Below are 17,620 nucleotides of genomic sequence, written 5' to 3' on the forward strand. Positions count from 1 at the left end.
ATCCACACCCCCCACCACACCCACCACCCCACCACCCCCCTCGACCTCCTCGGCGAATAACACCCACCACCCGCGCCACCGCGGACACAGCGCCACAGCCAGCCCGCCGGGCAGGTCGGGTGCGTGGTCGTCCGTCCGCGGTGTGCGAGGGAGACCCCGAGATCCCTGTACGCTCGCCGGCATGAGTTCTGGGCGGGTACGGGTCCGGTTCGCGCCGTCTCCCACCGGCATCTTTCATGTCGGTGGGGCGCGTTCGGCGCTGTTCAACTGGCTGGTGGCGCTGCGCGCAGGCGGCGACTTCGTGCTGCGCGTCGAGGACACCGACGCCTCCCGCAACCGGCCGGAATGGACCGACGGCATCATCAGCGCCCTCGACTGGCTGGGTATCAGCCCCGGCCGGTACGAAGGCCCCGTCCTGCAGTCGTCGCGGGCGCAGGCCCATCGGGACGCCGCCGCCCGCCTCCAGCAGGCTGGCCTGGCCTACTTCTGCGACTGCACCCGTGAGCTGCTCGCCGAGCGCACCGGCAACCCCCAGCGCGGGTACGACGGCCACTGCCGTGACCGGGGCCTGACCGCCGGCCCCGGGCGGGCACTGCGGTTCCGCACCCCCGACGAGGGCGTGACGGTCGTGCGGGACCTCATCCGCGGCGAGCCGCAGTTCGCCAACGACACCCTTGAGGACTTCGTCATCGCCCGGGCCGACGGCTCGGCGGTGTTCCTGCTCGCCAACGTCGTCGACGACCTCGAGATGGGCATCACCCACGTCATCCGGGGTGAGGAGCACCTGCCGAACACCCCCAAGCAGCAGCTGCTGTGGGCGGCCCTCGGCGCACCCGAACCGCCGGTGTGGGCGCATGTCCCCGTCATCGTCAACGAGAAGCGGCAGAAGCTGTCCAAGCGTCGCGACAAGGTGGCGCTCGAGTCCTACCGCAACGAGGGCTACCTGCCCGCGGCGATGAAGAACTACCTGATGCTGCTCGGCTGGGCACCGCCCGGCGACCAGGAGATCGTCGCCTGGGAGACCATCGAGACCACCTTCGACCTGGCCGATGTCAAGCCGTCGCCGGCGTTCTTCGACGAGAAGAAGCTGCGGGCGTTCAACGGCGAGTACATCCGGGCCCTCACGGTGGACGAGTTCGCCGCCGCCGTCCGGCCGTGGCTGAGCGCGCCGGCGGCGCCCTGGCCGGCCGACGCGTTCGACCCGAAGGTGTTCGCGGCCGTGGCCGAGCTCGCGCAGTCCCGGCTGTCGGTGCTCGCCGAGATCGTTCCCATGGTCGACTTCCTCTTCCTTCCCGAGGCCCCCGTGGACGACGCGGCCTGGGCGAAGGCGATGAAGGGTCCCGCCGCGGCGCTGCTCGCCGACGTCCACGAACACTTCGGCACTGTCTCCTGGACGGCGGACGCGCTGAAGTCGGCGCTGCTGGAGATCGGCGAGCGGCACGGCCTGAAGCTCGCCAAGGCCCAGGCCCCCGTGCGCGTCGCCGTGACCGGGCGCTCCGTCGGCCTGCCCCTGTTCGAGTCCCTCGAGCTCCTCGGCCGGGACGCCACCCGCGACCGCCTCGCCACCGCCCGCGCCCGCCTCGCCGACACCGCGGCCGCCACCACCGACTGAGCCCCGGGCCTGAGGGCTGGGGCTGGCCATCGTCCGGCGGCGCGCTCCGGGCGCGCTGATTGACCCGGATGGTTCGTCAATGCGGCCGGCTGGTCACGGCATGAGAACAGTCGAGCGCCGAATGTGTTGAACGTTCCGTAATAAGTGAGGCAATCGGGGCTCGATGCCGAAAGACCGCCGGAAAGGACTTGAGCCCGGGTCGCGGCTGGGACGGGCCGCGACCCGGGCTGGGCACACCCACCGAAGGTCGGGGTTACCTTCGCCGGGTGGAGCTCTGGTCGGCCGGATCGACGGGGAGCAGCACCAGTGCGCCATGGCCTCGGGGGTTCCGCTGGCGCTCCCGCGTCGAATCCGACAGACACAGCACATCTCCCGCGACCTAAAGGATTCTTAAGATCATCGAAAGACAAGCTGTGAACCCGTCATCACCGTTCGTCAAATAGGCGAACGCAATCCGTCATAATGCCCGCAAGCGCCACGCCTTCCAGGCACCACCATCGGGCCGCCCCGCGCCCGAGCGCTTCCCAGATCTTCCCCAGCGCCCCATCGGCTACAGATGGTTGCCAGATGGGCATCCTGGGTTCACGACTGACGCCTCTCGCTGGAGTCCGGCGGCGCCCCGGCCCCGGCGGCCCGGGACCGTCCGGCGGCCCGGGGACCGTCCGGGGGCGTCAGGGCTCGTCGTAACCGCGATCGGCGGCGCCACGTGGGACGCGCTGGCGAGGCCGCAACCCCGCCCACTCGTCGGCCCAGGCCGCCAGTGGCTCGATGACTCCCTGCAGCCGCCGGCCGTGCGCGGTGAGCCGGTACTCGCCGACCTCGTCCACTTCGACGATCCCGCCCTCGCGCAGCTCTCGCAGCCGCTGGGTGAGCTGCGCCGCGGGTGCGTCCAACCGGGCCTCGAGCGTGCGGAACGACTCCGCCCCGGCCCGTAGCCGCCAGTAGACGCCCAGCGCGTACCGGCGCCCCAGCAGTTCCACCAGGGCGGCCAACGCCACCGGCGCCCCCACCCCAGCAGGCGGCCCGCCAGCGGGCGATCCGCCACCGGAGGGCCTCCCGCCGGCTGGCTCCCCCGCGTTCCCCTGTCCCCCGCGGCGTCCGCCGCCCCGTCCACCTGGACTCAACGGGTATCCATCCCTACTCGCCGTCCCGACACCAGCGCCGCTCCCGGCCACCGACCTCACCGAGCGTGCGGCGTCTCCGGAGACCAGATGGTCGCAGAAAGCCATGCGGGTCGCGACAGGGCCAATCGCGTCCGATCTGCCCCCCACGACGGCCCGGGTAGCCGCCCGCCGCTCTTCTCGACCGGGAGCGACCGTCCTGATGGGTGCGCAGCGTCACAACGATCGCGGTGCCGGCGGGGAAGGGGCGAGCGCCGCGGGGCACCTGGGCGGGGCCCCGCCCGCGGCCCGGTCGGGTCAGTCGACCATCAATGGGTACTCACGGAGCTGACACCGTTGGAGCTATGTGCCGCCAGCGGACGGAACGGGAGCGTCCTGGGCGGCTCGGGCTCGATGCCGAGCAGGCCACGCGCCCGCTGGAAGGCCGCACCAGCCTGCGCGGAGATCAGACCGGCCGCGCCCTGGACCTCGGGCCGCTCACGGATCTCCCGCGCCTGACGCATAATCGCGTCATACTGCTCCCGCCCAGCTCGGGCGCCGAGGACGTAACCGACGCCAAGTGCGATGACGACGCTGGGCCTGATCCGCATGTTGCCTCCCAGAAGACCGAGGGACGTGCCGGCGGTGATCTACCGGCCGGGTGGCGTTGGGACACCAGATCGATTCCTACCCCATGCCCAGGACGGCCTGAACCTCAGGTAGGCTGACTGCGTCAGGTGCTGCGGCACCCGATCCCGCGTAGCTCAATTGGCAGAGCAGCCGGCTGTTAACCGGCAGGTTAGAGGTTCGAGTCCTCTCGCGGGAGCACATTTTCCCAGGTCAGGGGCCAGTTAAGCAAGATCCTAAGGATCTTGAAGTGAAGATCACCTCCACTTTGCCTCCATGATTCTTTTCGTATCCGGGTCTGTCTGTATGACGTCATCCGTCCGTGCGCGTGCCATACGCGGTCTTGACGGTCCCGGGCAGCCGGAGAACGGACGCGCTCCTCAGGGCACCCGGAGGACGTACCCGTTCCGGGCCCGTTGAGGCGTCTCGCAGTCAGCCTCCAGCGGCGCGGGAGAGGGACGTGGACCCGCCCCGGAGCCGAGTTCCGGGTCTTCGCCCGAACCCCTGCTAGGCACTAGGGGCCCAGGTCAGGGCCAATTTTCGGCGCTAGAGGTCCTGCTAAACCTAGCGGGCAGGGGTGCTAGTGAGGTGCTGTGCTCCGGATCGGGGGAGTCGGACAGCAGCAGCGCGGTCGCGAGGTCGAGGCGGACGAGGCAACGACTCCACATCGACGGGGATCGGTCTGCGACCTGGGCGGCCATGTCCGCATACTCCCGCACCCGACCGGGTTCGCCCAAGTCGAACGCTTCGCCCACGGATCGGTCCACACCCGCGCGGTCACCGAGCCGACCGAGGTCTCGGCCGGCCGGATCTTACCGATCGCGGTCTCCCCGGTGGGTAGAACGAGCTGGGAGCGCCTCTGCCAGCGATCGCGGCGCCGTCAGCTCAGGCGGCCGACACATCGATCATCACCTCGTATCGGCCATCTCGAACTCGCCGGACATGCGGGTGGGCGGCCCGGCGCAGTGATCCCCACCATGCCGGGCCCCGCGGTCACCTCGGGCACGGTCCCGGGGTCTCGCGACCAGCGGTGTGCCGATACGCGCCGGGCAACGGATCAGGAGACGCCGATCGACGCCGTGTCCACCTCGACGGCGCCGACCGCACCGGTCTGACGCCGCTGTCGGAGCTGGGCGTACCCGACGAGACCGAGCAGCAGCGCCAGCAGGATCGTCGACGACCCGAGGGTGCCCAGGGCGAGCCCACCCTTGGCCACCGGCTTGGTCAGGAAGTCGCCGGCGGTCGCGCCGAGGGGGCGGGTGAGCACGAAGGCGAGCCAGAACAGCAGCACGTTCGACACCGCCGGCTGCCAGCGCAGCGCGAGCAGCAGACCCAGCAGCCCGACGATCAGCAGCGCGCTCCCCGCGTAGCCGAGGCCCGAACTGTCCGCGAGGAAGTCCCCCATCGAGGTGCCGAGCGTGTTCGACACCAGGATCGCCGACCAGAAGAACGTCTCACCGCGCAGCGTGTCGATACTGCCGATCGCGAAGGGCAGTCCGCTGCGCCGCCAGACCACGAAGATGGCGACCAGCAGCGCGGACAGAATGGCCGCGCCCACCGGGTAACCCAGACCGAGGCCCTGCGGGCCCCATCCCAACGAGCCGGTTCCCGCCGCCAGGTACCTCCCACTGGCATCGCGGTTCATGAAGTCGGAGATCGTGGTGCCCGCCGTGCTGGTGGACAGAATGACCGTCCAGTAGAAGAACGGGTTGTACGACCGCGCCCGCAACTGCACGGCCAGCGTGACCACGAAGACAAGTGCGAGGATCACCGTGGTCAGGAAGTAGCCGAGACCGAGGGTCTGGGCGAGCAGATCCCCCGCCGTCTCGCCCAGGGTCGTCGCCGCGACCTTCATGACCCAGAACGCGAGCGTGATCTCCGGCAGTTTCTTCGCCACATACCGGACGTCCAGGATCCGATCCGTTCCGGCGGTACTTTCCCACCCGTCCATAGAACCTCCCACATCCGCGCTTCTCGGAAAATTCCGCGTCCTGGTGCCACCCCCGGAGCCCCGGAATCTCCGGTATCCATCGCGGAAGGTAGGCGCACCCAGATGTGAGAACGGTGTGAGGGAGACCTTCAGTCACCCATAACGGGTGGTGCGATGCTTTGGGCGCCTTTCAGTCGTCACCCGAAGAATCCGGACGGATTCGATGCAGTACCGCTGCCAGTGCCGGTAGGCAGATGCAGGCCACAAGGGTGCCGAGCAGCCATCCCGCGAGAACATCCGTGGTCCAGTGGACGCCAAGAAGGACCCGGCTGGCACCCACCGAGAACGCCCACAGGCCCGGAATGACCACGGCGGCGACGCGGGTGGCGGGCCGCCCGGCCCGGCGATGCAGGACCACGGCCACACCGATGGCCAACAGGGTCGAGGTGGTGGTGTGCCCGGACGGGAAGGCCTGGCCAGAAGGATGAGTGATCCAGTCGGCCGCCGGGGGGCGGGCCCTGCCCACGAGGGCGGCCAGGCCGGTCCGGAGCGCCTGCCCCACCAGCAACGCCGCCATCGCGACGAGGGCCGCCGGCCACCAGCGCCAGGGCCAGGGCCGCCGCAGCGCCAGGGCGCCACCGGCCGCGGCCAGACCGTAGGCGCAGACCCCGGCCCCGGTCCGCGTCACCGTCACGGCGAGGTCGGTCAGCGCGCGACCGCGATGGTCGAGGACCCATCGATGGCAGGCGGTGTCCAGCGCGAACGGGGCCCCGCCCCTGAGCAGGACGGCGCACAGCAGGGCCGCGAGGAGCAGGCCCGACACCGCGCCGACGATGCGGCGCGATGTCGCCACATGGGTCACGAGAAGGCATGGTAGAAGCCGGCGCATGTGAAAAAGATGTGGCTCGTCCGATCCTCTCTCCCGGCCTGGTCGTGCTGGTTTTTCACCCGACGACCGGACCGCGTCCCGCGCCTCGAGGCAGCACCACCGGTCACATCCTCCCTACATGAAACGTGGCGCAGGCTGTCGACGGCACGTGGTGCCCGGCGGCAATGAGGTGGACGCCCACGCCGGCTCCTCGGCGGCGACCCGGTCACCGCGACCGACGGATCGGAAGAGAGAGGCATGCCTTCACAACACGACCTTGCCACCCCGGGCGGCGTCTTCGCGCCGGCTCGCCGGCCGCTCAGCAGGGTCCCGGAGGTCACCGCCTTCTTCTGGATCGTCAAGGTGCTCTGCACGACGGTCGGAGAATCCGCCGCCGACTTCCTGAACGTCAATCTGCATTTCGGCCTCACCGGCACGTCCGTCGTCACCGGGGTGCTGCTCGCCGGTGCCCTGGCCCTCCAGTTCTCCGCGGGGCGATACGTACCGGCCCGGTACTGGCTCGCCGTCGCTCTTGTGAGCGTCTTCGGCACACTGGTGACGGACAACCTGACCGACAGCCTCGGCGTGCCGCTGGAAACCAGCGCGCTGGTCTTCGGTTCCCTTCTCGCGCTCACGTTTCTTGCGTGGTATCTGGTCGAGCGGGATCTTTCCATTCACTCGATCCACACCCGGCGCCGCGAGGCCTTCTACTGGCTGACCATCTTCGTCACCTTTGCGCTCGGCACGGCAACCGGTGATCTCATGGCCGAGGTGCTCGGCATCGGATACCTGATGACAGGTGTCATCATGGTGACCTCGACCGCGCTGCTGGGGATCGGATGGAGACTCGGGCTCAATCCCGTCCTCGCCTTCTGGCTCATCTACATCCTGACCCGGCCGCTCGGTGCCTCGATCGGCGACTACCTCTCCCAGTCCCCGGATGCGGGTGGGCTCGGGCTGGGTGCCACGACGACGAGCCTGATCTTCGTTGCCGGAATCGCCGCGGTCGTCGCCTACCTGTCGGTGACGAAGGTCGACGCCATCCCGGCCGTTTCGACCGGCGGGCACGATCCCGCACCGCCACGGGGCGGGCTCGTACAGACGGTCGTCGTTCTGCTGCTCGTACTCGTGACCGCGGGAACGGGATACGTCCTGCGAAGGTCCGCGTTGCACAACGACGCACCGGCCGTGGCCGCGACCGGCGACCATCCGAGCGTGGCCACGGCCCTCGGGGACCTGACCAGGTTCCGCACGATCACGCAGGACACCCTGGATCGCCTCGACCGCGGCCGCCAGGGCGCCGCCACGTCCCGCGTCGGCGATCTCGAGGCCGCCTGGGACAACGCCACCGCACGCCTGAAGGCACGGAACGGGTCCGCCTGGACCGAGGTCGACGACCGGATCGACACGGCGCTGCGCGCGCTGCGTTCCTCGAACCCGGACGTCGGTCAGGAAAGGACGGCTCTCTCCGCGCTCCTGTCCGTTCTCGGGCCGGATACCGGCAGGTGATCGGCCTCCCGACAGATGCCTGTTCTCGGTGCCCGCCCGGAGGACGACCGGCGCGCCGAGGGATCAGACGAGAGCGCGGTCACCATGCGACCTGACGGCCGGTGGTGCGGCGTCCGCGCAGCCGGACGGCCAGCGGGACAACCGCCCACAGGACCACCAGCAGCACGAGGGCCATGGCACCGGCGATGATCGCGGCCGTGCGTCCCTCGACGACATCGAAGATCAGCGCGACGACGCCGGAGAGGGCCAGGGCGAGCAGGGCGATACCCGCCTGGGCGACCCGGCTCGCGATGTGGACCAGCGCCCCCTTCTCCCGACGGCCGAACACCGCCCGGTGCATGCTAACCGGCATCACGAGCAGGCCGGTGGCGCCGGCCGACAGCACGACGATGACCAGGTACAGCACACGCTGTTCGTGGTTCAGCGTCGTGAACCGTTGTTGGAACGGCAGGGAGAGCAGGAAGGCGGTCAGTACCTGCACACCGGTCTGGGCGACGCGCAGCTCCTGGAGCAGTTCGCCCCAGTTGCGGTCGGCCCGTTCGGCCAACGTCTCGCCCCGGGCCTGCGCGGCGTCCTCGGTGTCGGGCGCTTTGTCCTGCGTCATCGCCGCACCGTAACCTCACGCGGCGAACTCCGGCCAGGCTCCGGGCGGCGGACTGCCCGACCGATCGGGCGCTCATGGTCCGCGACCGCCGACACGGGACGAGGTGGCCCGCCAGTGCGCGCGGGCGTCACACGGGCCACTGTCGGCGGCGGGACGGACGCGGCAGCGCTGGTCGGGATGCCCGGCCGAAACGCAGGCTGTTCGCCGTGGCACTCGACGATCCGGGGCATCCCGGCCGGGCCCGGCTCAGGGTCAGGTCCGGAAGGTGAGGACGCTCGCGTCGAAGGAGGTGTAGGCGGAGTAGTCGAGCAGTTCGTAGAGACGGGCGCGGGTCTGCATGTGTTCGACGAGGCCGGCCTGGGTGCCCTCGGTGGCGATGCGGCGCAGTCCGTCCTCGACGGCCCCCATGGCGATGCGCAGCAGGGTCACCGGGTAGAGGACGAGGTTCACCCCGACCGATTCCAGGGTGCTGGTGGTGAGCAGTTCGCTTTTGCCGAACTCGGTCATGTTCGCGAGGATCGGCACGTCCACGGCCCCGCGCAACGCCTCGAACTCGCTGGCATCCGCCAGCGCCTCGGGGAAGATCAGGTCGGCGCCGGCGTCGACGTAGGCGCGGGCCCGCTCGATCGCGCCGGTCAGGCCCTCGAGGGCACGGGCGTCGGTGCGGGCACACAGCAGGAAGTTCGGGTCGCGGCGGGCGGCGACGGCGGCGCGCAGGCGGCGGAGCATCTCCTCGGTCGGGACGACCGTCTTGCCGTCGAGATGGCCGCAGCGTTTGGGGTTGACCTGGTCCTCGAGGTGGCAGCCGGCCAGACCCGCGTCCTCCAGGGTCTGGATGGTGCGGGCGACGTTCATCGGCTCACCGAAGCCGGTGTCGGCGTCGACGAGAGTGGGCAGGTCGGTGACCCGGGCGATCTGCCCGGCGCGGGTGGCGACCTCGGTGAGCGTGGTCAGGCCGATGTCGGGCAGCGCCAGGTCGGCGGCGAGCACGGCGCCGGAGACGTAGACCCCGTCGAAACCGAGCTCGGTGATCAGCACCGCGCTCAGCGGGTTGAACGCACCGGGAAACCGCAGCAGCCGGCCCGAGCGCAACGCCGCCCGCAACGCGGCACGACGCTCGTGGACGGGGACGCGCGCGTGCAGCATCAGAAGATGCCGTCGGTGCCGCTGGCGGTCAGCGGCGGGGCGGGCGTCAGGGTGAGGCCGGCGAGTTCATCGGGGCGCAGCTGCGGCAGACGGGTGGCGACCTCGAGGAAACGGTCCTGTTCCTCGGCGGGCAGGACACTTCCGGCGAGACGGCGGAACTTCGCGAGGTACTCGGCGCGTCCGAACGGGCGGGCGCCGAGTGGATGGGCGTCGGCGACGGCGATCTCGTCGATCAGCGTCGAACCGTCGGTGCGGGTGACCACGACCCGCCCTCCGAACGCCTTCTCAGCGGGATCGGAGCAATGGTAGCGGCGGGTCCAGTCCGGGTCCTCCACCGTGGTGATCTTCTGCCAGAGCTCGATCGTGTCCGGCCGGCTGGCCCGCGCGGGGGCGTAGGAACGTTCGTGATGCCAGTCGCCGTCCTGCAGGGCCACCGCGAAGATGTAGGGGATCGAATGGTCGAGGGTCTCCCGGGTGGCCCGCGGGTCGTACTTCTGCGGATCACCGGACCCGGAGCCGATCACGGCGTGGGTGTGGTGGCTGGTGTGCAGCACGATCGACGTGACCTGGGTGAGGTCCCCGACCGCCGGGCCGAGCCGGCGGGCCAGATCGATCAGCGCCTGGCTCTGGTACTCGGCGGAATGTTCCTTGGTGTAGGTGTCGAGAATCCCCCGCCTGGCCTCCCCTGCCGCGGGCAGCGACACGACATGGGCGGCGTCCGGGCCGTCGAGCAGCCGCGCGATCACACCGTCGGCGCCCTCGTAGACGGGGGCGGGCGCACCCTGGCCACGCAGCGCGCGGTCGACCGCCTCGATGGCGATCTTGCCGGCGAACGCCGGCGCGTACGCCTTCCAGCTCGAGATCGTGCCCTTGCGGGACTGCCGGGTGGTCGTCGTGGTGTGCAGCGCCTGCCCGATCGCCTGGTAGATCGTCTCCACCGGCAGACCGAGCAGCGTGCCGATGCCGGCCGCGGCCGACGGACCCAGATGGGCGATGTGGTCGATCCGGTGGGCGTGCAGGCAGATGCCCCGCACCAGGGCCACCTGGATCTCGTAGCCCGTGGCGATGGCGCGCACCAGCTCCCGTCCACCCAGGCCCAGCTGCTGGGCCACGGCGAGGATCGGCGGGATGTTGTCGCCGGGATGGGAGTAGTCGGCGGCCAGATAGGTGTCGTGGAAGTCCAGCTCACGCACGGCGACCCCGTTCGCCCACGCAGCCCACTCCGGCGAGACGCGCACCCGCGCCGGCAGCCCGAACACCGTCGCCCCGGCCCGCCCGGGCGCCGGGGCGTGCCGCAGCGCCTGGTCGCGGGCGGCCACCACCGGGCCACGCTCCAGCGATGCCGCTGCCACCCCGGCGTTGTCGATCACCCGGTTGATCACCATCTCGGTGACGTCGTCGGGCACGGCCACCGGATCGGCGGCCACCTCCGCGAGCTTCCAGGCCAGTTCGGCGGACCGGGCGACCTGCTCTCCGCTACCGAACACGCGCACCTGGTGCTCGATCATGGCTGGGTACCTGCCGACCTTCTCGACGTTCGATGCTCGCTGTCGTGCGCACCGATGACCGGGCGACCCGGCGGCCCGTCCACCCTGGCGTGGCCAGGATATCGGCCCGTCCGAGGGGCCGCGACGTTCCAGCACAAACACGAAAACGAACACACTGAGAAATTCTTTCGCTACTTTGGGTTCATAATCGGGTAGGGTGCGGTCGTCGCCGATGTCCGTTTGCGCCGGTGCGCCGGCCCGCCCCGGGCTGGCCGGGCCGGGCCGGCGCACCGTCCGGCACCCGGACCCCGCGCCGCGTGCCCCTGTCCTCGACGAGGTGAGCCATGTCGACGGCCACCGCCATGGTGACCGCGGGTCTGTGTCTCGCGGGGGTGGGGGTCGCGGCGGGCGGCGGCGCTCCCGGGCTGGTCTGCCTGGTGATCGCCCTGCTTGGCTTCGTCTCCCTGCTGCGGACACTGTCCCGACTGGTGATCGTCTACGTGACCGTCGTGACGATCACGATGGTCGTGGCCGGCCGGATCGTGTCGGCGAACGCGCTGCTGGTCCCGAGCGCCATCCCGGCGCCCCGCGACGATCTCGGCGCCTGGGTGCTGGTCCTGGACACCATGTTCCGCGCGGCCGGGCGGGGACGATCGGTGGCGGCGTGCGCGCTGCGCATCATGGTGCTGCAGGCGGCGTTCGACACCGCCACGCCGCCGATCATGCAGCTGGCCACCTCCCTGCGCGCTCTGGGCATCCTGGGTCTTCTGCTGGCGACCCTGGCCATGCTCACCCGCCGAATCCGCCCGGCCACCGCGTCCGCTTCCCAGCCGGGCGTGGTGGCCGCTCACCCGACATCCCGCGCGGTCTCACCGCCGGTTCCGGCTGTCCGGGCCGGTGCCGCAGCGGTGCCCACGGGCGGACGAGGACCGTCGTCGGCGACCCGACGACCCGCCCTGTGGCCGGCATGGCCCACGCAGCGGGGCGCCACCGACGCCCACCCGGGCCGTTCCGGGACGGCGACGGAGAGAGATCACGCGCAGAAATGGTAAGACCGTCTCCGAGAACGGTGGTGGCCGCGGGGTAACGGGAGGTGCAGTGCCGGATTCGGCGCCCGCCGAGATTCTTCTGGTGGAGGACGATCCAGGCGACGCCCTGATGGTCGAGATCGTCCTGGCGGACCAGGGCGTGCCGGCCCGCCTGAGGGTGGTCACCGACGGGGTGTCGGCGCTGGCCTACCTGCGCGGTGCGGTCAGCGCCGCGCCCACGTCACGACCGAGCCTGATTCTGCTGGATCTCCACCTACCCCGGCAGGACGGCCGGGCGCTGCTCGCCGAACTCAAGGCGGACGCCAAGCTGCGCTCCATTCCGGTCGTCGTGCTGACCGGCTCCGCATCGAGCGCGGACATCACTGCCTGTTACGACCTGCAGGCCAGCGCCTTCGTGACGAAGCCGACCGACCTGCACCAGTTCGCACACGTGATTCGACGGATCGAACGGTTCTTTCTCACCGAGGTCCGCCTGCCGATACAGGGCTCGAGCGAACAGTCTTCGACCGTCGGCCGCACCACCGCACCTTTCGACCGCCACGCTCGATGAGGAGACACCACCCACCACGCCCACCTGCGGCGTGACACCCCTACGAGCAGGGCGGCAGGCGGAAAAGGGCCCCGGTCACAGCGGCGTCGCCCCTACCTGAAGGTGGTGGAGGCTGGTAGCACCCCCCCGCAGCAGGCTTTATCGTCAGGACTCGTCCAACCCAATCCAGAAATCGCATCAATGACCACTGGAGCGATCCGGGGCGAGACCATCCGACAACATAACCAGGGAGTCGCCATGCCCAGAAAAGCGCGACTTTCCACTTTGGCGCCACCATTGACAGCGTCGCCGGAGAGTTTATCCGGGATACCAGGCGGCACCGCGGCGAAAGTCTTTCCAGCGTCCACCAGAACATGTGCGTTCTCCTGTCGATCCGCTTCACCGCGACGACAACACCTTCAGAGGAGAAACAAGATGCTCCGACGGACACGATTCGGCACCATGGCAACCGGCCTGGCTCTGGTAATGGCCACCGCAGCGGCCTGCGCACCCGGATCCGACCGCACCGTCGCGACAGGTGCGACCACCTCTTCCACCGCCACGGCCACGGCCACGGCCACCACGAATCCGCATGTCACCCAGCATGCATACCGCGCAGGCGAGTCGTTCACCTACTTCTATGACTCCACGGCCGCCACCTATGCGACACAGCAGGCCCAGAACGGCCAGGTCGTCCGGGTGACTGACCTGCAGACGATCTCCGATGTGCGAGCCATGGTCCGCTTTTCCGTCGTGAACCAGAACGGCACGCTCGCGAAGAAGGTCGAGCTGCTTGACACCCGTTTCCGGGACATCAGTAAGGACGCCGCCCAGCCCGGCCAGCCAGCCATTCCCTTCAAGAAGATCCAGACCGCGGCACCCAACTTCCCGGCGACTTTCAGTTACACGTATCCGCTCAACGGTGAGAACGACGTCGCGAGGAACCTGAACACCATCTTCAAGGACTACCCCGACCCCCACCTGGTCCAGCTGATCGACATCTTCAGCCTGTTCGGTGCGCCCGCCTCAATCCCGTCCACCGTCGGAGTGGGGCAGGTCACCAGCACGCCCGGAGTCGACGTCGACCTGCTCGGTACCACCTATCACAGCGCCGGCCAGGTGCTGCTGTTCGAGCGAGTCGACCGGAAGGGCACGACGAACCAGGCCTACTTCAAGAACCAGGGCCTGGGAAACTACTTCAACGACTACGGGGTCGACACGAATGTTCACTCCACCTACCATGTGGCGCTGAACGGCCCTGCGAGCGGTCTGCTCGCCGGTGGCGATCTCTCGGAGACCGCGATCCAGGGTGGTGTCGGCGGTGCTCCCAGGACCGCCACCCAGCGGCAGGTCTCGTTGACGCTGCAGAACCTCGACACGCGTAGCGCGGTCGACTCCTACGGGCCGGACCTGAAGCCGATCTCGTAACGACGTCCACCGCAGCGCACCGCTCCGGGTTTCGCCACCAGGTGCGGTGCGTCTGTGCCGACCAGATCTTGTGCCGGCCATGCGAACCGCACCCGGTGGCGGCCGTCGGATCAGCCGTGGTCGATGTTCTGACCGTCGAGGTGCGCGCCGGTCGTGGCCACGACGTGGTCGGGAACCTCGTCGTGCCGGTCGCCGACCGTCAGCGTGCCGGTCGGCTCGATCAGCAGGATCTCCGTCTCCCCCGCAGCGACCGGCCGGTGCTCGACGCCGCGGGGCACCACATGAACGGCGCCCCGCGGAAGGGTCACCACCCGCTCCGACCCGTTCTCCCGCAGCCAGATGTCCAGGCTTCCGCTGATGACGAGAAAGAACTCGTCGGTGTGCTCGTGGGAGTGCCACAGATATTCGCCGTGCACCTTCGCAACGCGAACATCGTAGTCGTTGACCTGCGCCAGGATGCGCGGATGCCAGAAATCATCGAAGGAGTCCAGCACCTGGCGGACGAAGATCGACTCGGCCACATTCCTCATACCGACCATGATGCGACAGAAAGCCGCGGAACCAGGCGACGTCGAGGTGACTCGGACGGCCTCGAGGTCGCCGAACTCGCCAACCGCACCGGCAACGTCCTCAGAGGCCGGCGAGCATGCCACCATCGACCACGACGGACGTCCCGGTGAGGAAACTCAGCTCCGGGGAGGCGAGGGCGAGCGCGGTCGCGGCCATTTCCTCGGGCCGTGCCATCCGGCGCAGTGCGTCGACGTTGTCCCGGCCGAACTGGGCCTTGCCGGCCGCCCACTGCGCGTCGGTGATGTTCGGGGGCCGGCGGGCATCGACCAGGCCGGTGTCCGTCGTTCCCGGGGACAGGGCGACGACCCGGATGTTGTCGGCGCCGTAGTCGAGAGCGGCGGCGCGGACCAGCCCGGTGACACCGCCCTTGCTGGCCGAGTAGGCGCCGAGCCCCGGTCGGCTCGCGAACTCGTTCGCCGACCCGGTGACGAGGATGACTCCTCCGCCGGCCCGGCGTATCGGTGGCACCTGGTACTTGATGCCGAGGAAGACACCGCGGGTGTTGGTGTGCGCGGTGTCGTCCCACTCCTCGACGGTCATCTCGTGCAGCGGTTTCACCGTCTGCACCCCGGCGTTGTTCAGCGCTATGTGCAACGCGCCGTACTTCTTCACCACCGCGGCGACGAACGACTCCATCTGCGCCGGGACGCGGACGTCCGCACGGATGTAGGTGGCTTCTCCTGCGGCGGCGCGGATCTCCCGCTCCACCTGGCGTCCCAGGTTCTCCCGCCGCCCGCAGAACCCGACCTTCGCGCCCTCCCGGGCGAAGGCGATGGCCGTGGCCCGCCCGATACCCGACGTCGCCCCGGTGACCAGGACGACCTTGCCCGCGAACCGGCGCCCCGACCCCGGCCCCGGGGTCGCGGCCGTCGCGGCCGGCGCTGCCAGGAAGGTCGTCGCCGCGGCGGCTGTTCCCGCCGCGGCACCCGCGAGAAGGAAACGGCGGCCCATCGGATGCGGGTCGTGCTCGGAGCTCGACATCGAGATGCCTTTCCGAAGGAAACGGAATGTGGACAGCCCGATTGAGTCATGCGCGGCCATGGGTGGGCATCGGCCGGCGGTCCATCGAGGGTGGGCTGACGGAACGACCCGCGCCCTGTGCCAGGGTCCCATCGCGCGGTGCCGTCGCGCGGTGCCGTTACGCGGTTCAGGGCCGGTGCTGGCCGAACCGGGCCGTCGTGAGCCCGGCGTCGTAGGCGAACACGATCGCGCCAGCCCGGTCCCGCACCTCGAGCTTGCTGAAGATGCTGCCGACGTGCGCCTTCACCGTGCGCTCGCTCACCCGCAGGTCGGCGGCGATCTCGGCGTTCGTGGCGCCGCGGCTCATCGCGCGCAGCACCTGCCGTTCCCGGTCGGAGAGCCGTCCGAGCCGACGGGCCAGGGACGGATCGGCCGGTGGGGTGGTACGCAGGGCCGCGAGCAGCCGGGGGCTGGCCGACGGGTCGAGCCAGGAACCACCGGCCGCGACGAGGCGGACCGCCCGCACGATGTCCTCGGCGGGACGGTCCTTGAGCAGGAAACCCGCGGCGCCGGCAGCCATCGCCGCCCACAGCACCTCGTCGTCGCTGAACGTCGTGAGCACCAGGACGGGTACCGCGTGACCTGTCCGGTGCAGTGCGCGCATCGCGTCCGTCCCGTCCATCCGGGCCATGCGCACGTCGAGCAGGACGAGGTCGGGGCGCAGGTCACGCACGGCGGCGACGACCTCGTCCCCGTCGCCGCGCTCCCCGACGATCTCGATACCGGGTTCGCTGCCCAGGATCAGCGCGATTCCCTTGCGCACCAGCTCCTGGTCGTCGACGACGAGGACCCGCACGGTCGACGCGTCAGCCACCGGCGTCACCCGAGGCCGCCGCCAGCGGTGTCGGGACGCGCGGGATCACGGCGGCAAGCTGCCAGGCACCGTCGTCGGCACCGGCGCTGACGGTGCCTCCCAGGGCGTTCACCCGTTCGACGACGCCGGTCAGACCCAGACCGCGCCGCTGCGAACGCCGTTGCCAGCCCGGTGGCAGCGGATTGGTCACGGCGACCCGCACGGACCCGGCGGCCACCCCGATCTCGATGTCGGTGACGGCGCCCGCGGCGTGATGCGAGACGTTGGCAAGCGCCTCCCGCACGGTACGGAACAGCACCGATCCGGCCACCGCGTCCAGGCCGTCCAGCGAGCCGTCGATGCGCAGCTCGACCGGCAGGCCGCCGGCCCGGTATCCGTCGATCAGGGCCACCAGGTCATGGGCGTCGGGCAGTGGTCCCACGCCCGGACCGGCATCCGCCCCTGTCGCGCCGGGCGGCCGGGGATCGACGTGGCCGTCCTCCCGGAGCAGGCCGACGACCTGGCGGATGCCGTTGAGGCTCTCCCGTCCGACCGCCTCGGCGCGGGCAAGCGCCTCGTCGGCCAGCGCCGGATCGCGCCGCATCGTCCGGCGGGCCCCGGTCACGTTGAGCAACGCCACGGCAAGCGAATGCGCGACGAGATCGTGCACGTCCTGGGCGATCCGGCGTCGTTCCTCGGACGCCGCGGTGGTGACGATCCGGTGCTGGGCGCGGGCCAGCTCCTCGGCGAGTTCCCCGGTGCGGCGCAGGATGTAGCCGCTCGCGGTGCCGTATCCGGCCGCCGCCGCCCACACGACGCTGCCAGAGGAGATGTAGTTCCCCGCGGGTGCCGGCTCCACGGAGACGAACCACAGCACGGACAGACCGACCGTTCCGACCAGGTAGACCGCGTTGACCAGCGCCGACGACGAGCGCAACGCGACCCAGGCCGCCATGGCGACCGGGATCAGCAGCACCATCTTGGGTGTCCCGACGCCCTGCGCGGCACCGATCGCCGCGAGCGTCACCAGCCCGCCCACCAGCGGCGGCACCCGTACTCCCGCGCCCTCCACGGCCAGTGGTGCGACCGAGGCGGCGATCAGGGCGAGCGCCCACGGGTCCGCACCGGTCATCACGCCCAGCCCCGCGGCGACGGCCACCATCGCGTACACGACGGCGTTCGCGGAACGAGCCATCCGGGCCATCGGATCGGTGCCGGCCGTCAGCTGGCCGGTCCGGTCGCTGTCACGCATACCGGCCCACGATAGATCGTCGTCGCGGCCGTCGCCTCGTACCACGGTCCAGGTCAGGGGTGCACCGCGGACCAGCATCGCCGCTGGTCCGCGCGC

At 70.3% G+C, this 17,620-nt stretch carries 16 protein-coding genes and 1 tRNA gene; 6 read left to right on the top strand and 11 right to left on the bottom strand.

Annotation, left to right across the window (positions count from 1 at the left end; translation table 11 throughout):
• Nucleotides 1–181 precede the first annotated feature (181 nt).
• Nucleotides 182–1,612 (top strand): glutamate--tRNA ligase, encoded by a 1,431-nt coding sequence (gene gltX / locus MXD59_RS14855; protein WP_248825334.1) that lies wholly within the window; start codon nucleotides 182–184, stop codon nucleotides 1,610–1,612.
• Between the two features lie 671 nt (nucleotides 1,613–2,283).
• On the opposite strand, the gene MXD59_RS14860 is transcribed toward gltX, so the two are convergent.
• Nucleotides 2,284–2,610, bottom strand: coding sequence for a winged helix-turn-helix transcriptional regulator (locus MXD59_RS14860; protein ID WP_308301712.1), 327 nt, complete (start codon nucleotides 2,608–2,610; stop codon nucleotides 2,284–2,286).
• 431 nt (nucleotides 2,611–3,041) lie between these two features.
• The gene (locus tag MXD59_RS14865; RefSeq protein WP_248825336.1) at nucleotides 3,042–3,323 is read right to left on the bottom strand and encodes a hypothetical protein; all 282 of its coding nucleotides are present in this window, start codon (nucleotides 3,321–3,323) and stop codon (nucleotides 3,042–3,044) included.
• Between the two features lie 142 nt (nucleotides 3,324–3,465).
• On the opposite strand from MXD59_RS14865, the gene MXD59_RS14870 reads away from it, so the two are divergent.
• Nucleotides 3,466–3,538, top strand: a tRNA-Asn gene (locus MXD59_RS14870).
• An 858-nt stretch (nucleotides 3,539–4,396) separates the two neighbouring features.
• On the opposite strand, the gene MXD59_RS14875 is transcribed toward MXD59_RS14870, so the two are convergent.
• Entirely contained in the window at nucleotides 4,397–5,290 is an 894-nt protein-coding gene (locus MXD59_RS14875; protein WP_248825337.1) for a COG4705 family protein, read from the bottom strand.
• 169 nt (nucleotides 5,291–5,459) lie between these two features.
• A complete protein-coding gene (locus tag MXD59_RS14880) occupies nucleotides 5,460–6,131 on the bottom strand; it encodes a phosphatase PAP2 family protein (protein WP_248825338.1) in 672 nt (223 codons plus the stop codon).
• Nucleotides 6,132–6,395: 264 nt separating this feature from the next.
• On the opposite strand from MXD59_RS14880, the gene MXD59_RS14885 reads away from it, so the two are divergent.
• Nucleotides 6,396–7,646 carry a COG4705 family protein gene (locus tag MXD59_RS14885; RefSeq protein ID WP_248825339.1) on the top strand — a complete coding sequence of 417 codons (1,251 nt, stop codon included), beginning with the start codon at nucleotides 6,396–6,398 and terminating at the stop codon, nucleotides 7,644–7,646.
• 79 nt (nucleotides 7,647–7,725) lie between these two features.
• Here the strand turns inward: MXD59_RS14885 and MXD59_RS14890 are convergent, their stop codons facing one another.
• From MXD59_RS14890 to MXD59_RS14900, 3 genes are all read right to left on the bottom strand, one after another.
• Complete coding sequence (locus MXD59_RS14890) at nucleotides 7,726–8,250, bottom strand: DUF6328 family protein (RefSeq protein ID WP_248825340.1); 525 nt, start codon at nucleotides 8,248–8,250, stop codon at nucleotides 7,726–7,728.
• A 252-nt stretch (nucleotides 8,251–8,502) separates the two neighbouring features.
• Complete coding sequence (gene prpB, locus MXD59_RS14895; RefSeq protein ID WP_248825341.1) at nucleotides 8,503–9,396, bottom strand: methylisocitrate lyase; 894 nt, start codon at nucleotides 9,394–9,396, stop codon at nucleotides 8,503–8,505.
• Complete coding sequence (locus MXD59_RS14900; protein ID WP_248825342.1) at nucleotides 9,396–10,904, bottom strand: MmgE/PrpD family protein; 1,509 nt, start codon at nucleotides 10,902–10,904, stop codon at nucleotides 9,396–9,398. The genes prpB and MXD59_RS14900 overlap by 1 nt, the downstream gene beginning before the upstream one ends.
• Before the next feature lie 323 nt (nucleotides 10,905–11,227).
• On the opposite strand from MXD59_RS14900, the gene MXD59_RS14905 reads away from it, so the two are divergent.
• The 3 genes from MXD59_RS14905 (at nucleotide 11,228) to MXD59_RS14915 (ending at nucleotide 13,889) form a co-directional block, all read left to right on the top strand.
• Nucleotides 11,228–11,935 carry a hypothetical protein gene (locus tag MXD59_RS14905; protein ID WP_248825343.1) on the top strand — a complete coding sequence of 236 codons (708 nt, stop codon included), beginning with the start codon at nucleotides 11,228–11,230 and terminating at the stop codon, nucleotides 11,933–11,935.
• 79 nt (nucleotides 11,936–12,014) lie between these two features.
• Entirely contained in the window at nucleotides 12,015–12,482 is a 468-nt protein-coding gene (locus MXD59_RS14910) for a response regulator (protein WP_308301713.1), read from the top strand.
• A 441-nt stretch (nucleotides 12,483–12,923) separates the two neighbouring features.
• Nucleotides 12,924–13,889 (top strand): hypothetical protein, encoded by a 966-nt coding sequence (locus tag MXD59_RS14915; RefSeq protein ID WP_248825344.1) that lies wholly within the window; start codon nucleotides 12,924–12,926, stop codon nucleotides 13,887–13,889.
• Nucleotides 13,890–13,999: 110 nt separating this feature from the next.
• Here the strand turns inward: MXD59_RS14915 and MXD59_RS14920 are convergent, their stop codons facing one another.
• The 4 genes from MXD59_RS14920 to MXD59_RS14935 all read right to left on the bottom strand — a co-directional run bounded on the left by MXD59_RS14920 (nucleotide 14,000) and on the right by MXD59_RS14935 (nucleotide 17,524).
• Nucleotides 14,000–14,419, bottom strand: a complete 420-nt coding sequence (locus MXD59_RS14920) for a cupin domain-containing protein (protein WP_248813569.1) — start codon at nucleotides 14,417–14,419, stop codon at nucleotides 14,000–14,002.
• Between the two features lie 100 nt (nucleotides 14,420–14,519).
• Nucleotides 14,520–15,440 carry an SDR family NAD(P)-dependent oxidoreductase gene (locus MXD59_RS14925; RefSeq protein WP_248825345.1) on the bottom strand — a complete coding sequence of 307 codons (921 nt, stop codon included), beginning with the start codon at nucleotides 15,438–15,440 and terminating at the stop codon, nucleotides 14,520–14,522.
• A gap of 166 nt (nucleotides 15,441–15,606) precedes the next feature.
• The gene (locus MXD59_RS14930) at nucleotides 15,607–16,293 is read right to left on the bottom strand and encodes a response regulator (RefSeq protein WP_248813572.1); all 687 of its coding nucleotides are present in this window, start codon (nucleotides 16,291–16,293) and stop codon (nucleotides 15,607–15,609) included.
• Complete coding sequence (locus MXD59_RS14935) at nucleotides 16,286–17,524, bottom strand: sensor histidine kinase (protein WP_248813574.1); 1,239 nt, start codon at nucleotides 17,522–17,524, stop codon at nucleotides 16,286–16,288. The genes MXD59_RS14930 and MXD59_RS14935 overlap by 8 nt, the downstream gene beginning before the upstream one ends.
• Between the last annotated feature and the right edge of the window lie 96 nt (nucleotides 17,525–17,620).

This window comes from Frankia umida, from assembly GCF_023242945.1.
GTDB classification, from domain to species: domain Bacteria; phylum Actinomycetota; class Actinomycetes; order Frankiales; family Frankiaceae; genus Frankia; species Frankia umida.